The following is a 22994-nucleotide window of genomic DNA, read 5'->3' as shown; positions in this document are numbered from 1 at the left end:
ATGGCGACCGCGACATGAAAGGTTGGACAATGGCCAAAATATCCAAGGCTCCCAGCGACGGCGTCTACGCAGTCCTCCCGCTGCGCGACATCGTGGTGTTCCCGCACATGATCGTTCCGCTCTTTGTCGGACGCGAAAAGTCGATCAAGGCGCTGGAAGAGGTGATGGGTCAGGAGAAGCAGATCCTGCTTGCCACCCAGATGAATGCCGCCGATGACGATCCCGAGCCCGATGCGATCTTCGACATCGGCACGCTCGCCAATGTGCTGCAATTGCTGAAGCTGCCCGACGGCACCGTCAAGGTTCTGGTCGAGGGCGCCTCGCGTGCGAAAATCGTCTCCTTCACCGACCGTCCCGACTTCCACGAGGCCCGCGCCGCTGCGCTGGTCGAGCCGGAGGAGGAAGAGGTCGAGGTCGAGGCGCTGGCCCGCTCGGTCGTCACCGACTTCGAGAACTACGTCAAGCTGAACAAGAAGATCTCGCCTGAAGTGGTGGGTGCCGCCAGCCAGATCGACGACTATTCCAAGCTCGCCGATACGGTTGCCTCGCATCTCGCCATCAAGATCCCTGAAAAGCAGGAAATGCTGGCCACGCTCTCGGTCAAGGAGCGGCTGGAAAAGGCGATGGGCTTCATGGAAGCCGAAATCTCCGTCTTGCAGGTGGAGAAGCGCATCCGCTCGCGTGTCAAGCGCCAGATGGAGAAGACGCAGCGCGAGTACTACCTCAACGAGCAGATGAAGGCGATCCAGAAGGAACTCGGCGAAGGCGAGGACGGCCGCGACGAGGCCGCCGAGATCGAGGCGCGCATCAAGAAGACCAAGCTCTCCAAGGAAGCCCGCGAAAAGGCGGAAGCCGAGTTGAAGAAGCTGAGGACGATGTCGCCTATGTCGGCGGAATCGACCGTCGTGCGCAACTACCTCGATTGGCTGCTGTCGATCCCGTGGGGCAAGAACTCCAAGGTCAAGCAGGATCTGGCCTATGCCCAGAACGTGCTCGATACCGATCACTTCGGCCTCGACAAGGTCAAGGACCGCATCGTCGAGTACCTGGCCGTGCAGAGTCGTCAGAAGAAGCTGAAGGGGCCGATCCTGTGCCTCGTCGGCCCTCCCGGCGTCGGCAAGACCTCGCTCGGCAAGTCGATCGCCAAGGCGACCGGTCGCGAATTCATCCGCATGGCGCTCGGCGGCGTGCGTGACGAAGCCGAGATCCGTGGCCACCGGCGCACCTATATCGGCTCGATGCCCGGTAAGGTCATCCAGTCGATGAAGAAGGCGAAGAAGTCCAACCCGCTCTTCCTGCTCGATGAGATCGACAAGATGGGCCAGGACTTCCGTGGCGATCCGTCGTCGGCGCTGCTCGAGGTGCTCGACCCCGAACAGAACTCGACGTTCATGGACCATTACCTCGAGGTCGAATACGACCTGTCGAGCGTGATGTTCGTGACGACGGCGAACACGCTGAACATCCCTGCGCCCTTGATGGACCGCATGGAGATCATTCGTATCGCCGGCTACACCGAGGACGAGAAGATCGAGATCGCCAAGCGGCACCTGATGCCGAAGGTGATCCGCGATCACGCGCTGCAGCCGAAGGAGTTCTCCGTCGGTGAGGATGCGATCCGCGCCATCATCCAGACCTACACCCGCGAAGCGGGCGTCCGGAGCCTGGAGCGCGAGCTGATGAAGCTCGGACGCAAGGCGGTGACCGAGATCCTGAAGACGAAGAAGAAGACGGTGAACATCACGGCGGCGAACCTCGCCGACTACCTTGGTGTCCAGCGCTTCCGCTTCGGCCAGGTCGAGGCTGACGATCAGGTCGGCGTCGTTACCGGGCTTGCCTGGACGGAAGTCGGCGGCGAACTGCTGACGATCGAAGGCGTCATGATGCCCGGCAAGGGTCGCATGACGGTGACCGGCAACCTGCGCGACGTGATGAAGGAATCGATTTCGGCGGCGGCCTCCTATGTCCGCTCGCGGGCCATCGATTTCGGCATCGAGCCGCCGCTGTTCGACAAGCGCGACATCCACGTGCACTTGCCGGAAGGCGCCACGCCCAAGGACGGTCCGTCCGCCGGTGCTGCCATGGCGACAGCCATCGTGTCGGTACTGACGGGCATTCCGGTCCGGGCCGATGTGGCGATGACTGGCGAGATAACGCTTCGCGGCCGCATCTTGCCGATCGGCGGCCTCAAGGAGAAGCTGCTCGCCGCTCTGCGCGGCGGCATCAAGAAGGTGCTGATCCCGGAAGACAACGCCAAGGATCTGGCGGAGATTCCGGACAACGTGAAGAACGGCATGGAGATCATTCCGGTCTCACGCGTCGGTGAGGTGTTGCGCCACGCGCTGGTGCGTATGCCGGAGCCGATCGAATGGGTCGAACCGGTCAATCCTCCGGCCTCGACGGACAGTGCCGATGATGCTGGAAAGTCGCTTGCACATTAGAGCGCCGCGCGTCCGATTGGACGCGTAAAGGACGCTCTAACACTGCAGACTTGCGCATGGTCTTTCCGAAAACCGGCTACGGTTTTCGGGGCCATGCGTTAGAAATTTCTAAGGTTGCAGCGCACAAACAGAAAGCCGGGCCTCGCGCCCGGCTTTTTCATGTGAAAAACCCCGGATTTCCGGGCTTTTTCCCACTTTTTCCTGCCTTTTCGACTTGGTTGCGGGAACGCTTCTTTCTAAAGTCCGTTTCCTGCCGGATGAGTCGTTAGTTCCGGTGTTCTCATGGAAGGGAATTTTTATGAACAAGAACGAACTGGTGTCCGCTGTCGCCGACGCCGCGAGCATTTCGAAGGGTGACGCGCAGTCGGCGGTCGATGCGGTGTTTTCCGTCATCACCGGCGAACTGAAGAAGGGCGGCGATGTCCGGCTTGTCGGCTTTGGCAATTTCACCGTGTCAAAGCGTGCGGCCTCGACTGGCCGCAACCCCCAGACCGGCGCTGAAGTGAAGATCCCGGCACGCACCGTGCCGAAGTTTTCGGCCGGCAAAGGCCTCAAGGACGCCGTCAACTAAACGCGTTTTTCTTTTTCAGAGACCAGAAAAGCCGGGCTTGCCTCGGCTTTTCTTTTTTGTGCCCGACGCCGACGCGAATGGCCCCCGCTTATGCGGTCGGCGCACCGGCGCTCATCAGGCCTTCCTTCTTGAGGTCGGCCCAAAGGGCTGCTGGCAGTTTCGCGTCGAGCAGCGTCCGGTTGCTTTCGACTTCGCTCGGTCGCTGGCCGCCGGGGATCACCGAGACGACCGAGGGATGCAGCAACGGAAACTGCAGCGCCGCCTCGATCAGCCTGATGCCATGGCGTTTGCAGACAGCCTCGATGCCGGCGACCCGCTCGAGAATGTCCTTCGGCGCTTCGGAGTAATTGTAGTAGGCGCCGAGTTTCGGTCCCGTCGCCAGGATGCCGGAATTGTAGGGTCCGCCGAGAACGATGCCGATGCCGCGTTTCTGGCAGAGCGGCAGGAAGGATGTCAGCGCTTCCTGTTCGAGCAGCGTGTAGCGCCCGGCAAGCAGGAACAGGTCGAAATCGCCGCGCTCGGCCAGCGTCTGGGCAACCTGCCATTCGTTGATGCCGCCGCCGAACGCCTTGATGACGCCCTGGTCGCGCAGCGACAGCAGCCCGTAATAGCCCGATTGCATGAATTCCTCGATGCGCTGGTCGGACGCCTCCTTGCTGCCATGGGTGAAGATGTCGACATCGTGCACGAACAGTATGTCTATCCGGTCGACGCCAAGCCGCTCGAGCGAGGCCTCGAATGAGCGCATCACGCCGTCATAGCTGTAATCGTACACCTCGCGGCGCGACGGCGTGTCGAAAAACTTGCCGATGCCCGTGCGCTGCTCGGGCGGGCAGGCGCGCATCAGCCGGCCGACCTTGCTCGACAGCACATAGTCGTCGCGCTTCTTGCCGCGCAGGAAGGGATTGAGGCGCGTTTCAGACAGGCCGAGCCCATAGAGCGGCGCGGTGTCGTAGTAGCGGCAGCCGGTCGCCCAGGCGGCATCCAGCGTGGCATTGGCATCCTCGTCCGAAACGGTGCGGTAGAGATTGCCGAGCGGTGCCGTGCCGAAGCCGAGCTCGGTGAAGGTGATGCCGCCATTGCCGGTGCGGTCGAAATGCCGTGTCTTCATGTCCTGCAGTTTCCCGGGTTGATTTGTCTGACATGACACTATCACGCCTGTGATCAGGCAAAAGCGTTGCGCGGCGTTGGACACGCATTTTCGCGGTTGCTAGCATGAACCAGATCAAGCTGTTCGTGAAAAAATTCCCGGACGATTTCGAGGGTGGATTTGCCGTGAGCGGCCGGAACGAAAACCTGTTCAAGACCGCGCTCGATGAGCTCGGCGGCGTGCTGGCACGTGTGGATGAAGGCAGCATCGACGCCGCCTGCAAGCTGCTGGCCGATGCAGGGCAAATCGTCGTCTATGGCTGCGGCCGCGAGGCCTTGCAGGTCAAGGGTTTCGCCATGCGGCTCTACCATCTCGGCCTGCCTGTCTCGGTGGTCGGCGACATGACCACGCCGCCGCTGGGTCCAGGCGATGTTTTCCTGTCCAGTTCCGGGCCGGGAGAAACCTCGACAGTGCTGACCTTGATGCAGGTTGCGCGCAACGCCGGCGCGACCAATCTGCTGCTGACTGCCCAGGCCGGCGGCAGTGCCGCGGGACTGGCCGACACCACGCTGCTCATCCCGGCCCAGACCATGGCCGATGACCAGGGTCCGCAAAAGACTTCGGTCCTGCCGATGGGCTCGGTGTTCGAAGGCGCCCTGTTCCTGCTGTTCGAGGTGATGGTGCTGAAACTCAAATCCCTGACCGGTGCGTCGCCGCAAGCCATGCGCGCGCGCCACACCAACATGGAATAGACCATGCGTTATGAACTGATGCTGCCACACCAGATCCGCAAGGCGATCGCGCAGAATTGGCCGGTCGCGCTGCCGCTTGGCGTGCTCGAATACCATGGCGAGCACATGGCTGTCGGCATGGACACGCTGGCCGTCATCAAGACGCTGGAGCTGTTCGAGAAGGAGAGGGACGTCGTCATCCTGCCGCCCTTCTACTACGGCGCGGCGAGTTACGCGGTGGCGCCGCCGGAAGGCACTGGTTCGGTGCAGGTCGGCGGCAATCAATTGGCCCCATTCGGCGAGGAGCTGTTCTACAGCCTGCTGCGCATCGGCTTCCGCAACATCCACGCCATCGTCCATCACCAGACCGAGAACTTTGCCGCCGGCATGCCGACCGATCTCGCCTTCAAGACCGCCGGCCGTCAGGCGATCTTCCGTTTTCTGGAGAAGCAGCGCGGCGAGGGCTGGTGGGGTTCCGAGACGATGGCCGACTATTATGCCGGACATGCCGAGGGGGAAAACTTCTTCAACTGGGTGCAGGTGCATCCGTTGATGCCGGCCGCCATGAACGGCAAGTATCCGTTCGACCATGCGGGCATCGGCGAGACATCGCTGATGCTGGCGCTATGCCCTGAAGCTGTCGATGCCGCCCGCTTCGCCGACAATACCGGCTGGTATACGGCTGGTGCCAAGGACGCATCGGCGGAACTCGGCCAAAAGGGCGTCGCCATGATCATGGATCACCTGCGGTCCATCCTGAAGGCCTAATCACGGGTTTTCAGCCGTTCCGCCCGGTAGGTCCGACCCTGCCAGGCGATCGGCATGACACCCTTGCCTAGCGGTCATGGCCTTTGTGGCCAACGCGGATATTGCGCCTCGAGCCTATTTCACCGCTCCCGCAGTCATGCCCATGATCAGATAGCGCTCCAGCGCGATGCCGATGACCGCCAGCGGCGCAATCGCCGCGGTGGCGAGCGCCGCCATCGACCACCAGTTGATGCCTTGCGAGCCGGTCTGGCTCGCCACCATGACCGGAATGGTCTTGGCGTCGGTCGAGGTCAGCAGCGCGGCGAAGAAATACTCGTTCCAGCATAGCACCATCGCCAGGATGAAGGCGGCGACCATGCCTGGCAGCGCGATCGGCATGACGATGCGGAAAAACGCGCCCCAGATCGACAGGCCATCGACGAGGGCCGCTTCCTCCAGCTCGACGGGGATGGAGTTGAACTGGTCGCGCATGATCCAGATGACGATCGGCAGCACCATCAGCGTGTAGAGCAGGATCAGCCCGACGCGCGTGTCGAGCAGGCCGACTTCCCGGTAGAGCACCAGGAAGGGCAGGGCGAGCACCACAGGCGGCAGGATCAACTGCGACAGGAAGAAGAAGGAGATGTCCTCGTTCTTGAACCAGGCGAATTTGTAGCGGTAGCGCGTCAGGCCGTAGGCGGCGAGGCTGCCGATGACGATGGCGAGGCTCGATGCGCCGACCGAGGTGATGACCGAGTTCATGAAGCGCTTGAAGAACTCATCGCGCACCGTGGAGGTCTGGAAGATCGAATCCGGCGACAGGCCGAGCGAACGCCAGCCCTTCCAGTCCGGCCAGAAGTCGACGAAGGGGATGAGATGGCCTTGCGTGACGTCGACCGCCGATTTGAACGAGGTCGTTATCGTCCAGTAGATCGGGAACAGGCAGATGAAGGCCCAGAAGACGAGCGCCCCATAGATGAAGACGCGGCTGGTGATGAAGCTCGCCGGAGAGCGGATTTCGGAGACGGTATAGTCGGTGGTCTGAACGCTCATGATCCGGCCACTCAGTTGACGTTGCGCACGAAGCGGTTGGCGAGCTTCAGCAGCCAGGTCACGAACACGACGATGATGACGAGATAAGCCATTGCCAGCATGGTGCCGTAGCCGACATTCGAACGGTCGCGGTATTCGCGGTAGATGAAGCTCGACACGGAATCGGTCGCGCCGCCCGGGCCGCCCGATGTCACCGTGATGATGATGTCGGCAAGCTTCAGCTTGAAGATGATGCGCAGGATCACCGCCGTCACCGAAACCGGCAGCATCAGCGGGAAGGTGACCTGCCAGAAGGTCTGCCATGCGGTCGCGCCGTCAACGCGCGCCGCCTCCAGCACCTCGCGCGACATGGCCTGCAGGCCGGCCAGCAGCATGATCATCATGAAGGGAATGAAGGTCCAGGCATCGAGCAGCATGATCGAGATGCGCGCTGTGATCGGATCGGAGAAGAAGGCGGGATTATCCCAGCCGAGATGGCGCGCCAGCGTCGCCGCCGGCCCGAACCGGTATTCCATCAGCGATTTGCCGATCATCCAGGATACCGCGACCGGCGACAGCATCAGCGGCATCAGGAAGACGACGCGGAAGAATTTTCGCGCCCTGATCTGTGCGTTGAGCAACAGCGCCAGGCCGAAGGCGATGACGTATTCGACCAGCACCGCCAGCACATAGAGCACCATGTTGAACAGCGCATTGCGGTAGTAGGGGTCACCAAGCATCTGCCAGAAATTGTCGAGCCCGTTGAACCTGCGGCCACTGAAGGAGGAGAGGTTCCAGTCGGTGAGCGCGATGTAGAAGCCGAACAGCGTCGGGAAGATCACCATGGCGATGGTGAACAGCAGCGCCGGCAACAGGAATAGCGCGCGCTGCCCGTCCTCGCCGCGCGTCAGCACCTGGCCGATGCCGAGCGCCACGCCCCATAGCACATAGGCGTAGACGACGGGACGCCATGTCTCGAAGCCGATCGTGTCGACTTCGCTCTTGTAGAGGATCTGTACCAGGATCGTTGCCAGGAGGCCGAACGTGGCCAGCGCCATCAGCGCCCAGCCAAGGCGTTTGCGGCCTGGCGGGATCAGGTCGGATGGGACGGCGTTTGCCGGCCAATCATTGGTGGGCAAAATCTGGTCAGCCACGCGTCTCGTCCGGTTGCAGAAGGCACTTCGCGACCGGCGTACCGGTCAAGACAGGGTCCGGCGGCTCTCGTCGCCGGACCCAGGTTCAGGCTCTGATCAGGCCAGGCCGAGCGAGGCCTTGTAGAGCTTGATCTGCTTTTCGCGGCCGATTTGGTCGGTCAGCTTCTCCCAGGCCGCGGCAATGGCGTCGGCGCCTTCCTGCGCCTTCATCTTGCCGGCGAAGGTATTGGCCAGAATGTCCTCGGCGGCGGAATAATACTGGAAGATGCCGGGGATGCGTGGCTCGATCGCCGCATTCGGATGGTTGTAGCTGTCGCCTTCCGACTTGAGGTACGAGGTGATGAAGGCCTCGTCGTAGCCGGCCGCCACCCATTCCGGAATGTCGAAATGGGAATTGCGGTAGGGCTGGAAGCCGGACGGATACATCGCCGTCCAGATCGACAGGTCCTTGCCGCCGAGATGGGCGGCGGCGGACCATGCCGCTTTCTTCTTCTTCTCGTCGCTGTCGACGCGGGCCATCACGTAAACGCCCCAGCCGAGATAGGCGCAGTTCGGCGAGTAGTTCGGGCCGCTGGCGAGCTTTTCCCAGGCGCCGGTCTTGGAGTTGTAGACGTCGTCCGAACCCGGCAGGATCGAGAAGCCGGTGACGTCGCCGATGACAGAGGAATCATTGGTCTTGACGTTCGAGCCGACGTCACCCCACCAGGGGATCATCGAGCCGGTGCCGGCCAGGAACTGCTGGAAGGCGGTGGTGTTCGGATCGGCGTTGATCTGGTCGGCGGGTTCGGACGGTAGCGCGTCGATCACGTCCTGGATGGCGCGCACCCAGGCCGGATTGTTGACGCGCGGCTTCATCGTGTCGGCGTCGAACAGCCAGGCCTTGTCGTCGGGATGCTTGGCATAGGCGGTGGCGCGGCTGCCGAGGAAGTAGAAGCCGAAACCACCCCAGGGCTTGGGCGCATCGAGATAGCCGTAGACGTCCTGGCCCTTGAATTTCTTGCCCTTGAGGAACTTGGTCACGGCCTGCACCTGCTGCCAGGTCTTCGGCACGCCCCATTCGCCTTCACCGCCGCCGTCCTTCCACTGCTTGGCGAGGTCGGCATCGGCGAACACGTCGGTGCGGTAGTTGAAATTGTGCGTGTCGCCGTCGATGGTCACGCGGTACTGCTTGCCATCCCAGGTGCCGACCGGCGGCTTCAGATAATTGACCAGATCGTCGAAATCGATCTGCTTCTTGACCCAGTCGGGCATTTCCGAGGTCAGGCCCTTGCCGCAGACATCGCCCTCGAAGGGGGCGCCCATCTCGATAATGTCGAAGTCGACGGTGCCGGTGGCGATCGACTGCTGCAGGCGGGCGTTGTAGTCGGCCTGCGCCAGGTCGATCCAGCTGATCTTGGCGCCGGTATAGGCCTCCCATGGCTTCAGGAAGCCGCGGAACAGCACATTGTGCAGGTTCTGGTTGTTGAGGCCCATGAAGGTCAGCTCAACGCCGGCGAATTCGCCTTCCTTGACATTGGCCTTGGTCGCGTCGAGGCAGAGTTCGCCGACCTTCTGGAAATCGGCATCGGTCGGCTGGCCTTTGCCAACGCCGGGAATCTGCAGGATCTTCGAGCGAAGCTCGCTTGCCGCGGAGGCAGGACGCGTCAGTGCACCGAGCCCCGCGCCGGATGCCGCCGCGATCGCGGCCATGCTGGCCGCGCCCTTCAAGATGTCGCGCCTTGTGGCGCCGGCGCGGACCAGTTTATCGTAAAGACCTGTTCTCATCGACTATTCCTCCCAGAATATCAGTGTGAATGGATGTGGCCACCTGTCGGACGTTGGAGCGCAATTGTGCTCCAGGCTGGGCATTGAATTAGGCAGGACCCCACCCTGCGTCGATTGAAGTTCCCTGCGGATCGTTACCGACATTTGGACCAGCGCCCGCCACTATTCTCACAACCAAACGCCGTGTCAACGAGAACAGGTTTTTATCTATAAGAGACCGACTTGCCCTGGCAGGTCGCGTTGGTTAGCTTCTGCGCCTACGGCCAGTGGGGCCGATGGGGGAGATATGGCTCAAGTCGCGATCAGCAAGGTGGCCAAGGCTTTTGGAACCGTCAAGGTTCTGCACGAAGTCAGCGTCGACATCGCTGACGGACAGTTCGTCGTGCTGGTCGGTCCTTCAGGTTGCGGCAAGTCCACGCTGCTCAGAATGGTGGCCGGGCTGGAGACCGTTTCCGGCGGCACGATCGCCATCGGCGACCGTGTCGTCAATCATCTGCCGCCGGCAAAACGCGACATCGCCATGGTGTTCCAGAACTACGCTCTCTATCCGCACAAGACGGTGGAGCAGAACATGGCCTTTGCCCTCAAGCTGCGGAAAACCGATCCGGCCGTGGTCGCGGAGCGGGTCAAGCGCGCCGCCGACATTCTCGATCTCAATCCCTATCTCAAGCGCTATCCCCGGCAGCTTTCGGGCGGCCAGCGTCAACGCGTGGCGATGGGGCGTGCCATCGTGCGCAATCCGCAAGTGTTCCTCTTCGATGAGCCGCTCTCGAACCTCGATGCCAAGCTGCGCGTGCAGATGCGAACCGAGATCAAGGAACTCCACCAACGGCTGAAAACCACCACCATCTATGTCACCCACGACCAGATCGAGGCGATGACGATGGCCGACAAGATCGTCGTCATGCGCGACGGCCGCATCGAGCAGGTCGGTGCGCCGCTGGAGCTGTTCGACCGGCCGGCCAATTTGTTCGTCGCCGGTTTTATCGGCTCACCTTCGATGAACTTGCTCAAGGGTGTTCTGCGCAAGGGCGACAAGCCCGGCGTCGACATATCAGGTACATTGTTCCCGATTGGCGACAATGCCGCGCAGGACGGGCAGGCCGTCGTCTATGGCGTGCGCCCGGAGCATCTCGAGATCCATCCTGATGGCGTCCCGGCGAAGATTTCGGTGGTCGAGCCGACCGGGTCCGAAACGCTGGTATTCCTGCGTTTCGGCGACGGCGAGATGGTGGCCTTGTTTCGCGAGCGCCACGACTTCAAGCCGGGCGATACGCTCAAGCTCCGGCCCAGGCTCGACCATATCCACCTGTTCGACGCCGAGACCGGCAAGCGTCTCTGATCTCAAACGGACTTCACGAGGACCATCATGCTCAAAGGGATCCATCCGTTGCTCAATGCCGACGTGCTGCAGGCATTGCGGGCGATGGGACATGGCGACGACCTGATCATAGCCGACACCAATTTCCCGTCCGATTCGGTGGCGCGCCAGACGGCGCTCGGCCGCCTGTTGCGCATCGATGCCCCGGCGGCGCAAGTGGTGAAGGCGGTGCTGTCGCTCTACCCGCTGGATACGTTCGTCGACGACTCCGCGGCGCGCATGGAGATCGTCGGCAAGCCGGACGAGATTCCGCCCGTGCAGAAGGAAGTGCAAAAGGAAATCGACGCGGCCGAGGGCAAGTCCTGGCCGATGCTCCCGGTCGAGCGCTACGCCTTCTATGAGCGCGCCAAACGGGCCTATTGCGTGATCCAGACCGGCGAGCGCCGCTTTTACGGCTGCTTCGCCTTCCGCAAGGGCGTCGTGCCGCCGGACGCGGCGTAGCAGCATGGCCTCCGGCAAGCCAGTTGTCATGAAACCTGTCGTCGTCCTGGGCGTCTTCGTCGCCGATACCGCCTATCGCGCCGATCGCCAGCCGCGCATGGGCGAGACGATCCTCGGCAATTCGTTCAAGCTCGGGCCGGGTGGCAAGGGTTCGAACCAGGCGGTGGCCGCCGGCAAACTCGGTGCCGATATCACCTTCCTGACCCGGCTTGGCGTCGATGCCTTCGCCGACATGGCCAGGCGGACCTGGAAGGATGCCGGCGTGAAAAGCGCCGTCATCGATACGCCGGATAGCTACACGGGCGCCGCCTACATCTTTGTCGAGGAGGGAAGCGGCAACAACGCCATCATCGTCAGCCCTGGTGCGGCCACGCTGATTTCGCCGGCCGATATCGAGGCTAATGCCGATCTGATCGGCGGTGCCGGGGTCTTTGTCACGCAGCTCGAACAGCCGATCGACGCGGCGCTGAGGGCACTGGAGATCGCGCGCGGGGCAGGGGTGACGACTATCCTCAACCCCGCTCCCGCGGCCAGGCTCCCCGACCGCATCTTTACGCTCTGCGACTATCTCACGCCGAACGAGACCGAGACTGAGGAATTGACGGGGCTGAAAGTCTCCTCGGTCGATGACGCCCGGGCCGCTGCCGGCAAGCTGCTGGAAAAGGGCGTCGGCGCCGTCATCGTCACGCTCGGTGACAAGGGCGCACTGCTGCACACCAGGGACCGCTCCGAGCATGTTCCCGCCATCAGCGCCGGGCCGGTGGTCGAAACCACGGGAGCCGGAGATGCCTTCAACGGCGGCTTCGCCGCCGCGCTTTCGCGAGGCGTGGAGCCGCTGCAAGCGGTGCGCTTCGCCTGCGCGGTCGCCGGCATTTCGGTGACGCGACCGGGCACAGCGCCGTCGATGCCGACACTGCGCGAGGTCGAGGCGCTGCTGGCCCGGAACTAGGATCGGTGTCGCCGATCGACTGTTGTCGTTGCCGCCAGCGGCCGTGCGCGAGAGAAGCGCCGGCCAATACCATCTGTTCTCGCTGCTCATGATGCCAACCACAACCGCCCGCAAGTTCATGATTAACAAATTGCGTAATTGCTAATTTAGTGGCAACTTAAATAACAGATGCGGGGCACGTGGATATCGATCTCGAACCGAAAGGTTGGGGGTGGGCGGGGCAATCGAGATGTACTTTCCGCAATTTCTGGTCGGAATGCTTGCAACGACAATCGGCATTTCGATCTGGGTTTACTTGGAGTCCGGGTCGATCTGGGCGTCCCTTGGTTGGGCGGTACTGACGTTGGTCGTCTTGCAGGTCGGCTACGTCTGCCTGGTCATTCGCCTGATTTCCAGGCGATCGGAGAAAACCTCGGAGGCACGGCCGGCTGTTGATCCCACAAGCCCCCTCTTATTCTGGCCTTTCCGAAAAGGTTGAGGCCGAATGCCCCATTGGGGTACCGTCCGAACCAGATTCCCTCCCCAAGGGCGCCAATCAGCGGTGACGGAGCATGGCTGAGCAAGAGAGATGGAAGGAACTGTCGAAAGCAGCCGGCAGTGCGAGCGTTCCCCGGCCGGTAACCTTGACCGGAGATCATATAAGTCTGGTTCCGCTCTGTCGCGAAGATGCCGATGATATCTTCCGGCTAACACATGCCGGCGAACGCGACGTGATCTGGGCCGATATGAAAGTGGGACCGTTCGACGGGGTCGAATCTTTCCGGGCGCATGTCGGCGACCTGCTTGGCGACCAATCGCGCACATTTCTGACACTACGAACCGCCGCAGGGCCTGTTGGCTGGCTTTGCCTGATGGAGGCAAGGCCGGCACACAGGGTGATCGAACTGGGCTATATCCTCTTCGCACCGGCTCTACAAAGGACTGTCGCGGCCAGCGAGTCGCTGTTCCTCATCATGCGACACGTGTTCGAGGATCTGGGTTATCGCCGCCTGGAATGGACCTGCACGACGGCCAACGCGAAATCCAGGCGAGCAGCCGATCGGCTGGGTTTCGTCTTCGAGGGCATATTGCGTGAAGGTCTCACCTTGAAAGGGCGCCCATGCGACATCTGCATGTATTCCCTCCTGGCGCGGGAATGGGTGGCTGCCAACGCCGCCTTCTTGATTTGGCTGCATCCCGACAATTTTGTCGATGGACGCCAGGTGCAGTCCCTGGAGCAGGTCAGGGTGCGGGTATGAAGGTCGTGGCGGTCCGATAATGTCCGCGCGGCCTCGAGGGCCGAAGCAGATGAAAAAGCTCCGCCAGTCCGCCGCTTGAAGGGAAGGGGCTGGGCAGCCGACTACCGTGGCGGTCGCGTTCGCGGAAATGGAACGATCGTCAAGGGCGCCTTCTGAAATTCCGCGGCTGCGATCTCTTCAATCAGGACATCGAGCTTCGCGCGGACGCTCCGGCTTGTTTCGTCGTTTCCGGATAGGCGGTTTTGCGCGCATTCGAGCAGCTCGCGCGCCGCTGCAAAGTCACTTTGCATCGCAACACCCAACTGTCGACCCAACGCGGAGTATGGTCGTCCCACTTAGTTGAGAGATCGCTAATGTAAATCTCTGCAATTTAGGGAACGGCGCCGGGCGTCTTGGAAGGGTGAATTGGAGTCCAGGCCATCAGCCCGATACTTATCTGGCACGACGGGAGTTTTTCGAATTGGGAGACGGTTTGAGCCGCACCGCTGCGAATGACAATCGACTTCGGGTGCCTCGGTCCGCTTTGCGGTTGAGCCTCTCGACGAGGCTTTAACCTTCCGCTCTAGAACCTTCGGCCCCGGCTCTAAAGCAGGGCGCCCGGCGGCAGGAAAGTTGAAACTTCTTATGCGCGACAAAGGCCAAGTCCTTGAAAAGACTTGGCGCGAGTGACGGGGCTCGAACCCGCGACCTCCGGCGTGACAGGCCGGCACTCTAACCAACTGAGCTACACCCGCGCATTGACGAGCACGTGTCAGCCGTGTTCGTCGTTGGGGCGGTGGATAAGGGGTTCGCCTCCGGGTGTCAAGCGCACCAAACCATCATAAACACAAACTGGAGAAGGTTTTTTGACAGTCGCCATTCTGTGGACAAATCCGGCCTGCGAACAGGGCGTCGGCTGCTCATTTGGCCTTGCGAACCCGGTCCCGACCGCTTAAAGGTCCCGCCGGAGCGGGCGATTAGCTCAGTTGGTAGAGCGCTTCGTTTACACCGAAGATGTCGGCGGTTCGAGTCCGTCATCGCCCACCAAATAGCCTTATGGTTTTGATAGGTTATTTCGCATCGTCGGCTGGCCGCTTTTTGCGAAGGGTGCCGCGAAAAGAGACACCGAGCCAAGATTTGAACGTAGATGTGATGCGTTTTTGGATATTCCCCGTTCGTCGCAACATCGTGGTGTCGCTGGTCGGATGTCTGTTGGTGGCGGGCTGCTTCGACGTGAAGCAGGATCTGGCATTCCGGCGCGATGGGACCGCGACGGCCAATATCCGGATAGCGGTGGATTCTTCACTACTGGCGATGGCCAAGAACGAGACCGGCAAATGGTGCAGTACCGACAAGCTGTTGTCGTCGCCGGGCATAACCGGAACCGCCGAGCAGAAAACCGAGGGCCGCGATGAGGTCTGCTCGCTGTTTTTCTCCGGCAAGACAGACGATCTCGTTGCGGCTCTTTCGAACGCCAATGTCGGAGGAGACAAGAAGCAAGGCGTGCAGCTCAATCGAGTAGGGGACAATTACGAATTCGTCGTCAATTTCCCCAGTCTCAAGCCAACCGACAAGTATGACGACGATCCGATGGCGCAAGGGCTGCAGACCCTCATATTGGCGAAGATGTCAGGCAGGCATATCGCATGGACGGTGACGGCTCCGCGCATCATCGAGACAAGCGGCACGATATCGGATGACGGACGCACGGCATCCTATTCTCGACCGCTTGCATCGGCATTTTCCAGTGATCGGCCGACGACATTTCGCGCCGTGTTCTCGCTGGAGCCGCCCGGAATGCTCGAACAACTGTTCAACTGGTTTCGGTAAGCCTTTGCAGGAAGCCGCGGAACGGCGACGGAAAGAGCGGCGACTTTCCGTCTAAGGTTTACGGATCACGGCGGCGCCATCCGGAAATCCTTGCCCTCGGGCAGCAACTGCCCGCCGTCGACGACGATGGTCGTGCCGGTGATGTAGCTGGCATCGTCCGAGGCCAGGAACAGGAAGGCATTGGCGACGTCGCGCGGACTGCCGAGGCGGCCGAGCGGGATGGAATCCTCCATGTTCTTGATATAGGCGGCGCCGCGATGCTGCTGGATGGCCTCTGTGAGGATATTGCCGGGCTCGACGCCGTTGACGGTGATGCCGTAGCCGGAGAATTCCAGCGCCGCTGCCCGGATGAAGCCGTTGATGCCGGCCTTGCTGGCCGAATAATGGCCATGGCCGGGACTGGTCACGTGCGGGCCGGTGATGGAGGAGGTGTATAGCATGCGCCCGGAGCGCTGCGCTTTCATTGGCACCAGTGCCGCGCGGCTGGCGTTGAACGTGCCGCGCAGATTGACGGCCATCACGCGGTCCCAGTCGTCGGCGCTGGTGTTTTCGATCAGCTGCCAGGGATAGATGCCGGCATTCTGCACGATGATATCGAGGCGGCCGTGATGCTTCAGTGCCAGTGCCACCGCGGCCTCCGCGTCGGCCATTTGCGAGATGTCGGTGCGGATGAAGGGCACGCCCAGTTCGTCGGCTGTCGCTTGCCCGGCCTCGGCCTCGGTGTCGGCGAGTACCAGACTTGCGCCTTCTTCGGCGAAGCGTAGCGCGATTCCCTTGCCGATGCCGCGCGCGCTGCCGACGATCAGCGCCACCTTGTCCTTCAATCTTCCGGTCATGCGAGCCGTCCTGTCATGCGAGTCTCTGGCGAATGGTTTGCTTGAATGCGTCCAGCAGCACCGCGGCCAGCACCAGCAGGCCATGGATGACCTGGGTGAAGTTGGCCGGCAGTCCCATCAGGTTGATCGCCGTGTTGATGGCCGACAGCAGGAGCACGCCGGCATAAACGCCGGGCAAGGTGCCGACGCCGCCTTTCAGGCTGACGCCGCCGATGACGACCGCGGCAAAGGCGTTGAACAGCAGACCGACGCCGAGATTTGCCGTGGCGCCCGAGGTGCGGATCGCCAGCAGCCAGCCGGCAAGGCCGGCGATGGCGCCGGCAAGCACGAAGGCGATGATGAGGTTGCGGTTGACTCGGATGCCGGCGCGGAAGGTCGCCGTCTCGTTGCCGCCGATCATCACGAGGTGCCGGCCGAACGGCGTCTTGGCCATGATCAGCGAGAAGACGACGAAACACGCGATGGCGATCCAGGCGGTCAGCGGCAGGCCGATCAGCCGCTGGATGCCGAACCAGCGGATGGCGGGGGCCAAATCCTGAGCCGAGCGGCCGCCCGAAATGACCAGCACCAGGCCGCGCACCCAGATGTAGGACGCCAGCGTTATGATGAAGGCGCTCATCTTGACCTTGACGACCAGAAACCCGTTGAAGGCGCCGATGAGACCGCCGACGGCCAGAGCCAGCAGCAGCGACACCGGAACCATCAGCCATTCCGGGTGCAATTGGATGCCAAGGCCGATGCCGGACGAGCAGAACAGGATGCCCACCGCCATGGCACTGAGCGCCGCGACGGATTCGACCGACAGATCCATGTGGCCGGCGATGATGACCAGCGCCAGGCCGATCGACATGACGCCGAGCACGCTCGAGGCCTCGATGATGTTGGCGAAGATGCCGAGCTGGAAATAGTTCGGGATGAAGATGGAGAAGACCACCAGCACGAAGACCAGCATGAACCAGACAAGGTTGTCGAGGACGAACTCCAGGGCTTGGCGGGTGCGGGGGTTCATGAGTTGATCCGGCTGGCGCATGAACCCCGAAAACTCGATTTCGGCGGCGATCTTGCGCGGATTGATGTTGCGGGGAGGCGGCTCCGGACCACTTTGGTCCGGAGCGCTTAAGTGACCGGCCTATTCGACCGGTTTGACGGTGTCCGTCGGCGCCTTCTGGTTGCCCCAGAAGGCCGGATTGTCGACGTTTTCCTTTGTAATGGCGGCACCCGGGATCTTGATGTTCGGCCCCCACGCCTCTTTGGTCACGGTCGATTTCAGGCCCAGCACGTCATATTCACCGGGCTTGATCTCCTGCTTGTTGGCGACCTTGTCCATGAACATGGCGACGGCCGCGGCCTGCGCGTAGAGCGGCTGCTCGACTTCGACGTTGAGCCAACCCTTGCGGATCAGGTCGAGGCCGACCGGCGCGCCATTCGAGCTCATCAGCATGACGTCGCCCGGCTTTTTGCCGGCGGCCTCGAGCGAGGCGACGGCGGCGACCGAGAGATGCGCGGCATGGCTGAAGATCAGGTCGATGTCGGGGTTGGCCAGCATCTGGTCGGCGACGATGGTGCCGGCGTTGCTGGCTTCCCACTGCATGGCAGGCAGCGAGATGATCTTGACGTCCGGGAACGCCTTCATCTTCTCCTCGAAACCCTTCTGGATGTCGAGCGTGTAGGGATCGCCGGGATCGCCGAGCACCTGCAGCACCTTGCCCTTCACCGATCCGTTCTTCGCCTTCAGCAGCTTCTCCGCCTGGTCGGCGGCGATATGGCCGATCTCGACGGTACCCGCCACCGAGGTGAAGTCGGAAGGCGTCGACGTGATCTGGCGGTCGAACTCGACCACCGGGATGCCGGCGGCACGTGCGGCCTCGATGGACGGCTTCAGCGCGTTGAAATCGACGGCCGCCAGGATGATCGCCTTTGGCTTCAGCGCGATGACGTCGTTCATCTGCGATTGCTGGGCGTCGGTTTTGTTGTCGGCGTTCAGCGTCTTTATCTCGTAGCCGACCTGTTTCAGGAACAGCTCCAGCGCGGTCACCGAGCCGGTCTGGAACTCGTCCAGCAATGTCGGCACCATATAGTAGACGGTTCCCTTGGACTGGGCGAATGCCGGCGTGAGCGTGGCAAAGGCCAGTGCCAGGATACCGAAGACAGCAAGAAGTATTCGCTTCATGTCGTTCGCTCCTGTTGAGCCGGACCCCTCTTTTTGTCCCTCAGCCAGCCGGTCCGGCACCGGCAAGCGTCGCGCCGGTGATCATGTTGATCACCGCATCGGGACTTGTTCTGTTTCTGGCTACATCGCCGGCCACGACCCCTTGCCGGATCACCACGATCCGGTCGGCGACCTGAAAAGCCTGCTGCATGATATGGGTGATGATGACGACGCCGATGCCCTGGCTCGCCACCTGGCGGATCATGTCGAGACCGCGCCGCGTCTGTTCGACGCCCAGCGCCGCGAACGGCTCGTCGAGGAGTACCAGCTTGCCGCCCCAATGCACGAAGCGGTTGAGCTCGATGGCCTGGCGCTGGCCGCCCGAGAGATGCTCGACATTGGTGCGCAGCGATGGGATGCGGGTGCCCGCACTTGCCAGCGCCTTTGCGACGACGGCCTCCATGGCGCGCTCGTCGAGCACGGGAATGCCGAGCACCTTCCTGGTGATCTCACGGCCCATGAAGAAATTAGCCACCACGTCGACATTGGTGCACAGCGACAGGTCCTGGTAGACGGTTTCAATGCCCGCCGCCTTCGCCTCGGCCGGCGATCTGGCAAGAAACTCCTTGCCCTCGAACAGCATGCGGCCGGAGGTCGGCTCCAGCCCGCCGGCGATGATCTTGACCAGTGTCGATTTGCCTGCGCCATTATCGCCGAGCAGCGCCACGACCTCACCCTTGCCGATGGAGAAACTGATCCCCTTGAGCGCTTCGATCGCGCCGTAGTTCTTGGTGACGTTGTCGAGTACCAGCAGCGGTTCGCTCATGCGGCAATCTCCTTGGCCGCGAGGAGATCGCGGCCGCGTTCGCGCTCGGCCGTGAACATCTGGCCGAAGCGGGGCGACAACACTCCGGAAACCGCGAGGGCGGCGGCACCGCGCAATACCGAATGTTGACCGCCGCGTGCGACCATGACCCGGGGCGTCGTGCGGTCCTTGCGCGCGGAAACGGAGTTGTGGAGACCGTCGGTCGAGCCAGCCAGCCGTTCGAGCAGGTCGGTGGATGCCAGCCCGCCGAGGATGACCGTTTCGGGGTCGAAGAGATTCTCGATGACGGCAATGGCATTGTGAAAGATCGGTGCGACTTCCGCGACCCAATCGGCCTCGCTGCCATTCCAGCGCCGGAGCGCCTCGAGCGATAGGTATCTTTCGAGACAACCCTGGTTACCGCAGGGACAGGCCTCGCCGCCGGGAACGACAGGGATGTGCCCGACCTCGCCGGCATTTCCCCAGGCGCCACGCAGCGGGCTGCCGTCATGAACCATGACGCCGCCAAGGCCGACGCCGAAATAGAGGTAGTAATATTCAGAGAATTGAGCGCCGAGGCCGTAGAGCCGCTCGCCCATGGCTGCCGCCGCCATGTCGGTTTCGAAGAAGGCCGGCAGCCCGGTCGAGGCCGCCAGCCGCTCGCGCAGCGCCACATCCTTCCAGCCGGTCATGGTGGTCGGGCCGACAAAACTCATGGATTCGACGCCGAATGGTCCGGGCAGGGCCAGGCCGACCCCAAGCACCCGTCCTCCGGCCCGCAACCTGGTCAATTCAATCACCATCGCGCCGATCAGGTCGAAGGCATGGTCCGGTGTCGCGTTCGGGGCATCGCGATAGGTGCTCTCGATCACGTCGCCGCTCAGATTGATCAAGGCGGCATTGATGCCGAGCGGGGTGATGTGGATGCCGACGGCATAGCCGCCCTCGGGATTGATCCGCAGCGTCGCAGGGGGCAGGCCGCGCCCCTTCGGCTCTTCGCGCACCGAGAGGATGTAGCCCTGTTCTTCCAATTCACGAACGATGGTCGAGACCGTTTGGACGGTAAGGCCGACGCGGTTGGCGATCTCGCCACGGGCGATCGGTCCATGAAGGCGGATGGACTCAAGCACGATGCGCCGGTTGTACGGCCGCCCGAACTCCTGATTGGTCCCCCGCAATGCCACGCCTTGCGCCCTCGGTTGACGCGAGGTTCGCACCAAAGATTTATTCAGTCAAATGGAATTCAAAAATAAATTGAAGCGGCATTCCAAGCTCCCGGTGGGTGTAGGTCGTATCCGGCCTAGGACCTGTTCACCTGTCGCCCTTGGCCGATTGCCGTCACGGCAAAACGCTTCAATGGTGGAGCCTCGCAACCGTTGAAGAGAGCATGGAGCAAAGATGATCGAACTGCCGTTTGCCCGCGACGAATACCAGCAGCGGCTTCGCAATATCCGCACCGAGATGGCGAGGCGCGGTCTCGAGCTTCTTGTCGTCAACGACGTTGCCAACCAGCATTACATCACCGGCTATGATGGCTGGTCATTCTACACGCCGCAGGTGGTGCTGGTTCCCTTGGAAGAGGTCGAGCCGGTCTGGATCGGGCGCGCCATGGATGCGGCCGGTGGTCTTCTGACGGCATGGATGAAGCCCGAGAACGTGGTTGGCTTCCCGGAAGATCATGTTCAGCGGGCCGATCGCCATCCCATGGACTGGATCGCGAACTGGATCTCCGCCAAGGGATGGGGTGTCAGGCATATCGGCATCGAGCTCGAAGCCTATTATTTCTCGCCAAAGGCACATGCCAGGCTCGTCGCCGGCCTTCCCAACGCCAAATGGCACGATGCCGACCTTCTGGTGAACTGGATCCGCGCGGTCAAATCGGCACCCGAGATCGCCTATCTGCGCAAGGCATCGACTCTGGCCGAGGCGGCCGTCGCGCGGGCCTTCGAGGTGATCGCGCCTGGTGTGCGCGAATGCGATACCATTGCTGCCATCCAGACGGCGCAGATCGCCGGCAGTCCGGATTTCGCGGGCGACATCACCGCTCTTCCGCCGACCATCCTCGGCGGCGAGAATGCCTCGGCCCCGCACATCATGTGGAGCGACCGGCGGTTTGGAGACAACGAGACGATTGCGCTGGAACTGGCCGGTGTCTGCCGCCGCTATGCGGCCGGCCTGGCAAGAACGATGCAGCTCGGCAAGACGCCGACGCGTGTCTCGGACACGGCGAAGGCGGTGATCGAGGGCATGGACGCGGTTCTCGATGCGGTCAGGCCGGGAACGTCGGCCGAAGCGGTCGAGGGTGCGTGGCGCAAGGTCATCCAGCGCTACGGATTGAAGAAGGAATCGCGCATTGGCTATTCCATCGGCGTTGCCTATCCGCCGGATTGGGGCGAGCACACGATCAGCCTCAGGCCCGGCGACAAGACGATACTTCAACCCGGCAACGTCCTTCATTCCATCCTCGGCATGTGGATGGATGGCTGGGGCATCGAGGTCTCCGAGACCATCCTGGTGACCGAAACCGGGCACGAGACGCTGACGAAGTTCCCGCGAGAGATCCATGTCAAATCCTGAGGGTTCGGCCACGGCAGGCGATGTTGCCGGTCCCGGCGCGGTCGATATCGACGCCGGGCTTCTCGACCGCATGATCGAGATACGGCGCCATTTGCACCGCAATCCCGAACTGTCGAACCGCGAGGCCAACACGCAGCGTTATCTCAGGCAGATGCTGGCCGGCGAGGGAATGTCAGATATTCGCGATGTCGCGGGCTTCGGCCTGGCCGTCGATATTGTCGGCACCGGCAAGCCGTCAAATCGAAAGATCGCCATTCGCGCCGATATCGATGCCTTGCCGATCGAAGAAGAGTCCGGCGTCGATTATGCCTCGACCAATCCCGGCGTGATGCATGCGTGCGGCCACGATGCCCACGCATCGATGGGTTTCACGGTTGCCGCGCACCTCCATAAATCAAGGGCCGATTTTGGCGGCACCGTGCGTCTCATCTTCCAGCCGGCCGAGGAGGACTCGCCCTCGGGCGGCAAACGTGTGGTGGAGGAGGGGCTGCTCGACGATATCGACGCCGCGATCTGCCTTCACGTCGATCCGTATACGCCATCAGGCAAGATCGCGGTCCGCTCGGGCCCCTACACGCTGGCCTGCGATACGTTCGACGCCGTCGTGATCGGCGAGGCGGCCCATGCGGCAAAGCCCTATGAGGGCATCGATGCGGTCGCCGTTGCCTGCTCCATGGTGAGCGAATTGCAGAGGATCGTCTCGCGCGAGATTGATCCCTACGATCCGCTGGTCATTTCAGTTACCGGTATCAATGGCGGCAGCGCCTACAATGTGATCGCCGGCAAGGTCACTTTGAAAGGGACCATCCGCAGCGGCAGCGATGCAACCCGCGAACGGGCCTGGCGGCGTGTTCGCGAAATACTGGAGGGCATGGCGGCCAGCCACGGCGCCAGTGTAGAGCTTGCCATCCACAAGGGCGAACCGGGGGTCGTCAACGACGGCGAGATGGCCGAACTGATTGCCGCCAGCGGCAGGGCTTGCATCGGCGCCGACAATGTCCTCAACACGCCCGGATGGACCATTGCCGACGATTTTGGCTACTACAGCGAGAAGCGCCCATCGGTCTATTTCCGGCTCGGAATCCGTAACGAGCAGGTCGGGTCGGTCTTTCCGCTGCACCATCCCCGGTTTCGGGTGGATGAGGCCGCCTTGAAGATTGGTGCGGCCACGTTGGTTGCAGCGTGTACCAGGTTTCTGTCGACGCAGCCGGGATGCACAGACTGATCAGGCGATCCAAGAGCGGCTCATGCATGGTTTGCATGAGGGCCCCTTGAAATG

Annotated in this window: 21 protein-coding genes and 2 tRNA genes; 13 read left to right on the top strand and 10 right to left on the bottom strand. The window is 62.2% G+C overall.

Annotated elements, in window-relative coordinates:
* The first annotated feature begins 29 nt into the window (after positions 1-29).
* A complete protein-coding gene (gene lon / locus AC07UC_RS24010; protein WP_140767873.1) occupies positions 30-2441 on the top strand; it encodes an endopeptidase La in 2412 nt (803 codons plus the stop codon).
* 298 nt (positions 2442-2739) lie between these two features.
* On the top strand, positions 2740-3012 hold the full coding sequence (locus tag AC07UC_RS24005; protein WP_006201846.1) for an HU family DNA-binding protein: 273 nt from the start codon (positions 2740-2742) through the stop codon (positions 3010-3012).
* An 88-nt stretch (positions 3013-3100) separates the two neighbouring features.
* Here the strand turns inward: AC07UC_RS24005 and AC07UC_RS24000 are convergent, their stop codons facing one another.
* Positions 3101-4123: an aldo/keto reductase gene (locus AC07UC_RS24000; RefSeq protein ID WP_494907621.1), complete on the bottom strand. Its 1023-nt coding sequence runs from the start codon at positions 4121-4123 to the stop codon at positions 3101-3103.
* A 104-nt stretch (positions 4124-4227) separates the two neighbouring features.
* Here AC07UC_RS24000 and AC07UC_RS23995 point away from each other — a divergent pair, with 104 nt between their 5' ends.
* Both AC07UC_RS23995 and AC07UC_RS23990 read left to right on the top strand, forming a co-directional pair.
* Positions 4228-4854: an SIS domain-containing protein gene (locus tag AC07UC_RS23995; RefSeq protein ID WP_202322925.1), complete on the top strand. Its 627-nt coding sequence runs from the start codon at positions 4228-4230 to the stop codon at positions 4852-4854.
* 3 nt (positions 4855-4857) lie between these two features.
* Positions 4858-5601, top strand: coding sequence for a creatininase family protein (locus AC07UC_RS23990; protein ID WP_140767871.1), 744 nt, complete (start codon positions 4858-4860; stop codon positions 5599-5601).
* A gap of 114 nt (positions 5602-5715) precedes the next feature.
* Here the strand turns inward: AC07UC_RS23990 and AC07UC_RS23985 are convergent, their stop codons facing one another.
* From AC07UC_RS23985 to AC07UC_RS23975, 3 genes are all read right to left on the bottom strand, one after another.
* Positions 5716-6633: a carbohydrate ABC transporter permease gene (locus AC07UC_RS23985; RefSeq protein ID WP_494907620.1), complete on the bottom strand. Its 918-nt coding sequence runs from the start codon at positions 6631-6633 to the stop codon at positions 5716-5718.
* Positions 6634-6644: 11 nt separating this feature from the next.
* The gene (locus AC07UC_RS23980; RefSeq protein ID WP_140767870.1) at positions 6645-7766 is read right to left on the bottom strand and encodes a carbohydrate ABC transporter permease; all 1122 of its coding nucleotides are present in this window, start codon (positions 7764-7766) and stop codon (positions 6645-6647) included.
* Between the two features lie 96 nt (positions 7767-7862).
* Positions 7863-9530, bottom strand: coding sequence for an ABC transporter substrate-binding protein (locus AC07UC_RS23975; protein WP_140767869.1), 1668 nt, complete (start codon positions 9528-9530; stop codon positions 7863-7865).
* 286 nt (positions 9531-9816) lie between these two features.
* Between AC07UC_RS23975 and AC07UC_RS23970 the strand changes: the two genes are divergently transcribed.
* The 5 genes from AC07UC_RS23970 (at position 9817) to AC07UC_RS23950 (ending at position 13539) form a co-directional block, all read left to right on the top strand.
* Positions 9817-10872, top strand: coding sequence for an ABC transporter ATP-binding protein (locus AC07UC_RS23970; protein ID WP_140767868.1), 1056 nt, complete (start codon positions 9817-9819; stop codon positions 10870-10872).
* 27 nt (positions 10873-10899) lie between these two features.
* A complete protein-coding gene (locus AC07UC_RS23965; protein WP_140767867.1) occupies positions 10900-11352 on the top strand; it encodes an RbsD/FucU family protein in 453 nt (150 codons plus the stop codon).
* Between the two features lie 28 nt (positions 11353-11380).
* On the top strand, positions 11381-12301 hold the full coding sequence (rbsK, locus tag AC07UC_RS23960; protein ID WP_494907619.1) for a ribokinase: 921 nt from the start codon (positions 11381-11383) through the stop codon (positions 12299-12301).
* 229 nt (positions 12302-12530) lie between these two features.
* The gene (locus AC07UC_RS23955) at positions 12531-12779 is read left to right on the top strand and encodes an exopolysaccharide production repressor protein (RefSeq protein ID WP_140767865.1); all 249 of its coding nucleotides are present in this window, start codon (positions 12531-12533) and stop codon (positions 12777-12779) included.
* A gap of 73 nt (positions 12780-12852) precedes the next feature.
* Entirely contained in the window at positions 12853-13539 is a 687-nt protein-coding gene (locus AC07UC_RS23950; RefSeq protein WP_140767864.1) for a GNAT family N-acetyltransferase, read from the top strand.
* 657 nt (positions 13540-14196) lie between these two features.
* Here the strand turns inward: AC07UC_RS23950 and AC07UC_RS23945 are convergent.
* Positions 14197-14273 (bottom strand) — tRNA-Asp (locus AC07UC_RS23945).
* Positions 14274-14489: 216 nt separating this feature from the next.
* Here AC07UC_RS23945 and AC07UC_RS23940 point away from each other — a divergent pair.
* A tRNA-Val gene (locus AC07UC_RS23940) sits at positions 14490-14565 on the top strand.
* Positions 14566-14574: 9 nt separating this feature from the next.
* Positions 14575-15348 carry a hypothetical protein gene (locus AC07UC_RS23935; RefSeq protein ID WP_494907618.1) on the top strand — a complete coding sequence of 258 codons (774 nt, stop codon included), beginning with the start codon at positions 14575-14577 and terminating at the stop codon, positions 15346-15348.
* Between the two features lie 65 nt (positions 15349-15413).
* Here the strand turns inward: AC07UC_RS23935 and AC07UC_RS23930 are convergent, their stop codons facing one another.
* The 5 genes from AC07UC_RS23930 to AC07UC_RS23910 form a co-directional block, all read right to left on the bottom strand.
* Positions 15414-16184, bottom strand: coding sequence for an SDR family oxidoreductase (locus tag AC07UC_RS23930; RefSeq protein ID WP_494907617.1), 771 nt, complete (start codon positions 16182-16184; stop codon positions 15414-15416).
* Between the two features lie 13 nt (positions 16185-16197).
* On the bottom strand, positions 16198-17193 hold the full coding sequence (locus tag AC07UC_RS23925; protein WP_065005129.1) for an ABC transporter permease: 996 nt from the start codon (positions 17191-17193) through the stop codon (positions 16198-16200).
* A gap of 120 nt (positions 17194-17313) precedes the next feature.
* Positions 17314-18354, bottom strand: coding sequence for a sugar ABC transporter substrate-binding protein (locus AC07UC_RS23920; RefSeq protein WP_140767861.1), 1041 nt, complete (start codon positions 18352-18354; stop codon positions 17314-17316).
* A gap of 40 nt (positions 18355-18394) precedes the next feature.
* Entirely contained in the window at positions 18395-19159 is a 765-nt protein-coding gene (locus tag AC07UC_RS23915; protein ID WP_494907616.1) for an ATP-binding cassette domain-containing protein, read from the bottom strand.
* Positions 19156-20322 (bottom strand): ROK family transcriptional regulator, encoded by a 1167-nt coding sequence (locus AC07UC_RS23910; RefSeq protein WP_494907615.1) that lies wholly within the window; start codon positions 20320-20322, stop codon positions 19156-19158. Before AC07UC_RS23910 ends, AC07UC_RS23915 begins: the two co-directional genes overlap by 4 nt.
* Positions 20323-20536: 214 nt before the next feature.
* Between AC07UC_RS23910 and AC07UC_RS23905 the strand changes: the two genes are divergently transcribed.
* Together AC07UC_RS23905 and AC07UC_RS23900 are read left to right on the top strand one after the other, a co-directional pair.
* Positions 20537-21715, top strand: coding sequence for a M24 family metallopeptidase (locus AC07UC_RS23905; protein WP_494907614.1), 1179 nt, complete (start codon positions 20537-20539; stop codon positions 21713-21715).
* Positions 21702-22940: a M20 metallopeptidase family protein gene (locus AC07UC_RS23900; protein WP_494907613.1), complete on the top strand. Its 1239-nt coding sequence runs from the start codon at positions 21702-21704 to the stop codon at positions 22938-22940. The genes AC07UC_RS23905 and AC07UC_RS23900 overlap by 14 nt, the downstream gene beginning before the upstream one ends.
* The last annotated feature ends 54 nt before the right edge of the window (positions 22941-22994 follow it).

Source organism: Mesorhizobium sp. GW821-FHT04C10, assembly GCF_059420305.1.
This window is presented reverse-complemented; position numbering and strand designations above follow the sequence as displayed.

What these genes read in the sequence shown, in the direction of transcription:
- AC07UC_RS23970 (WP_140767868.1), top strand. Translation starts at nt 9,817, where the DNA reads ATGGCTCAAGTCGCGATCAGCAAGGTGGCCAAGGCTTTTGGAACCGTC.
- AC07UC_RS23985 (WP_494907620.1), bottom strand. Translation starts at nt 6,633, where the DNA reads ATGAGCGTTCAGACCACCGACTATACCGTCTCCGAAATCCGCTCTCCG.
- AC07UC_RS24000 (WP_494907621.1), bottom strand. Translation starts at nt 4,123, where the DNA reads ATGAAGACACGGCATTTCGACCGCACCGGCAATGGCGGCATCACCTTC.
- AC07UC_RS23990 (WP_140767871.1), top strand. Translation starts at nt 4,858, where the DNA reads ATGCGTTATGAACTGATGCTGCCACACCAGATCCGCAAGGCGATCGCG.
- AC07UC_RS23905 (WP_494907614.1), top strand. Translation starts at nt 20,537, where the DNA reads ATGATCGAACTGCCGTTTGCCCGCGACGAATACCAGCAGCGGCTTCGC.
- AC07UC_RS24005 (WP_006201846.1), top strand. Translation starts at nt 2,740, where the DNA reads ATGAACAAGAACGAACTGGTGTCCGCTGTCGCCGACGCCGCGAGCATT.
- AC07UC_RS23925 (WP_065005129.1), bottom strand. Translation starts at nt 17,193, where the DNA reads ATGAACCCCCGCACCCGCCAAGCCCTGGAGTTCGTCCTCGACAACCTT.
- AC07UC_RS23975 (WP_140767869.1), bottom strand. Translation starts at nt 9,530, where the DNA reads ATGAGAACAGGTCTTTACGATAAACTGGTCCGCGCCGGCGCCACAAGG.
- rbsK (WP_494907619.1), top strand. Translation starts at nt 11,381, where the DNA reads ATGAAACCTGTCGTCGTCCTGGGCGTCTTCGTCGCCGATACCGCCTAT.
- AC07UC_RS23950 (WP_140767864.1), top strand. Translation starts at nt 12,853, where the DNA reads ATGGCTGAGCAAGAGAGATGGAAGGAACTGTCGAAAGCAGCCGGCAGT.
- AC07UC_RS23935 (WP_494907618.1), top strand. Translation starts at nt 14,575, where the DNA reads ATGGTTTTGATAGGTTATTTCGCATCGTCGGCTGGCCGCTTTTTGCGA.
- AC07UC_RS23965 (WP_140767867.1), top strand. Translation starts at nt 10,900, where the DNA reads ATGCTCAAAGGGATCCATCCGTTGCTCAATGCCGACGTGCTGCAGGCA.
- AC07UC_RS23915 (WP_494907616.1), bottom strand. Translation starts at nt 19,159, where the DNA reads ATGAGCGAACCGCTGCTGGTACTCGACAACGTCACCAAGAACTACGGC.
- AC07UC_RS23920 (WP_140767861.1), bottom strand. Translation starts at nt 18,354, where the DNA reads ATGAAGCGAATACTTCTTGCTGTCTTCGGTATCCTGGCACTGGCCTTT.
- AC07UC_RS23930 (WP_494907617.1), bottom strand. Translation starts at nt 16,184, where the DNA reads ATGACCGGAAGATTGAAGGACAAGGTGGCGCTGATCGTCGGCAGCGCG.
- lon (WP_140767873.1), top strand. Translation starts at nt 30, where the DNA reads ATGGCCAAAATATCCAAGGCTCCCAGCGACGGCGTCTACGCAGTCCTC.
- AC07UC_RS23900 (WP_494907613.1), top strand. Translation starts at nt 21,702, where the DNA reads ATGTCAAATCCTGAGGGTTCGGCCACGGCAGGCGATGTTGCCGGTCCC.
- AC07UC_RS23995 (WP_202322925.1), top strand. Translation starts at nt 4,228, where the DNA reads ATGAACCAGATCAAGCTGTTCGTGAAAAAATTCCCGGACGATTTCGAG.
- AC07UC_RS23955 (WP_140767865.1), top strand. Translation starts at nt 12,531, where the DNA reads ATGTACTTTCCGCAATTTCTGGTCGGAATGCTTGCAACGACAATCGGC.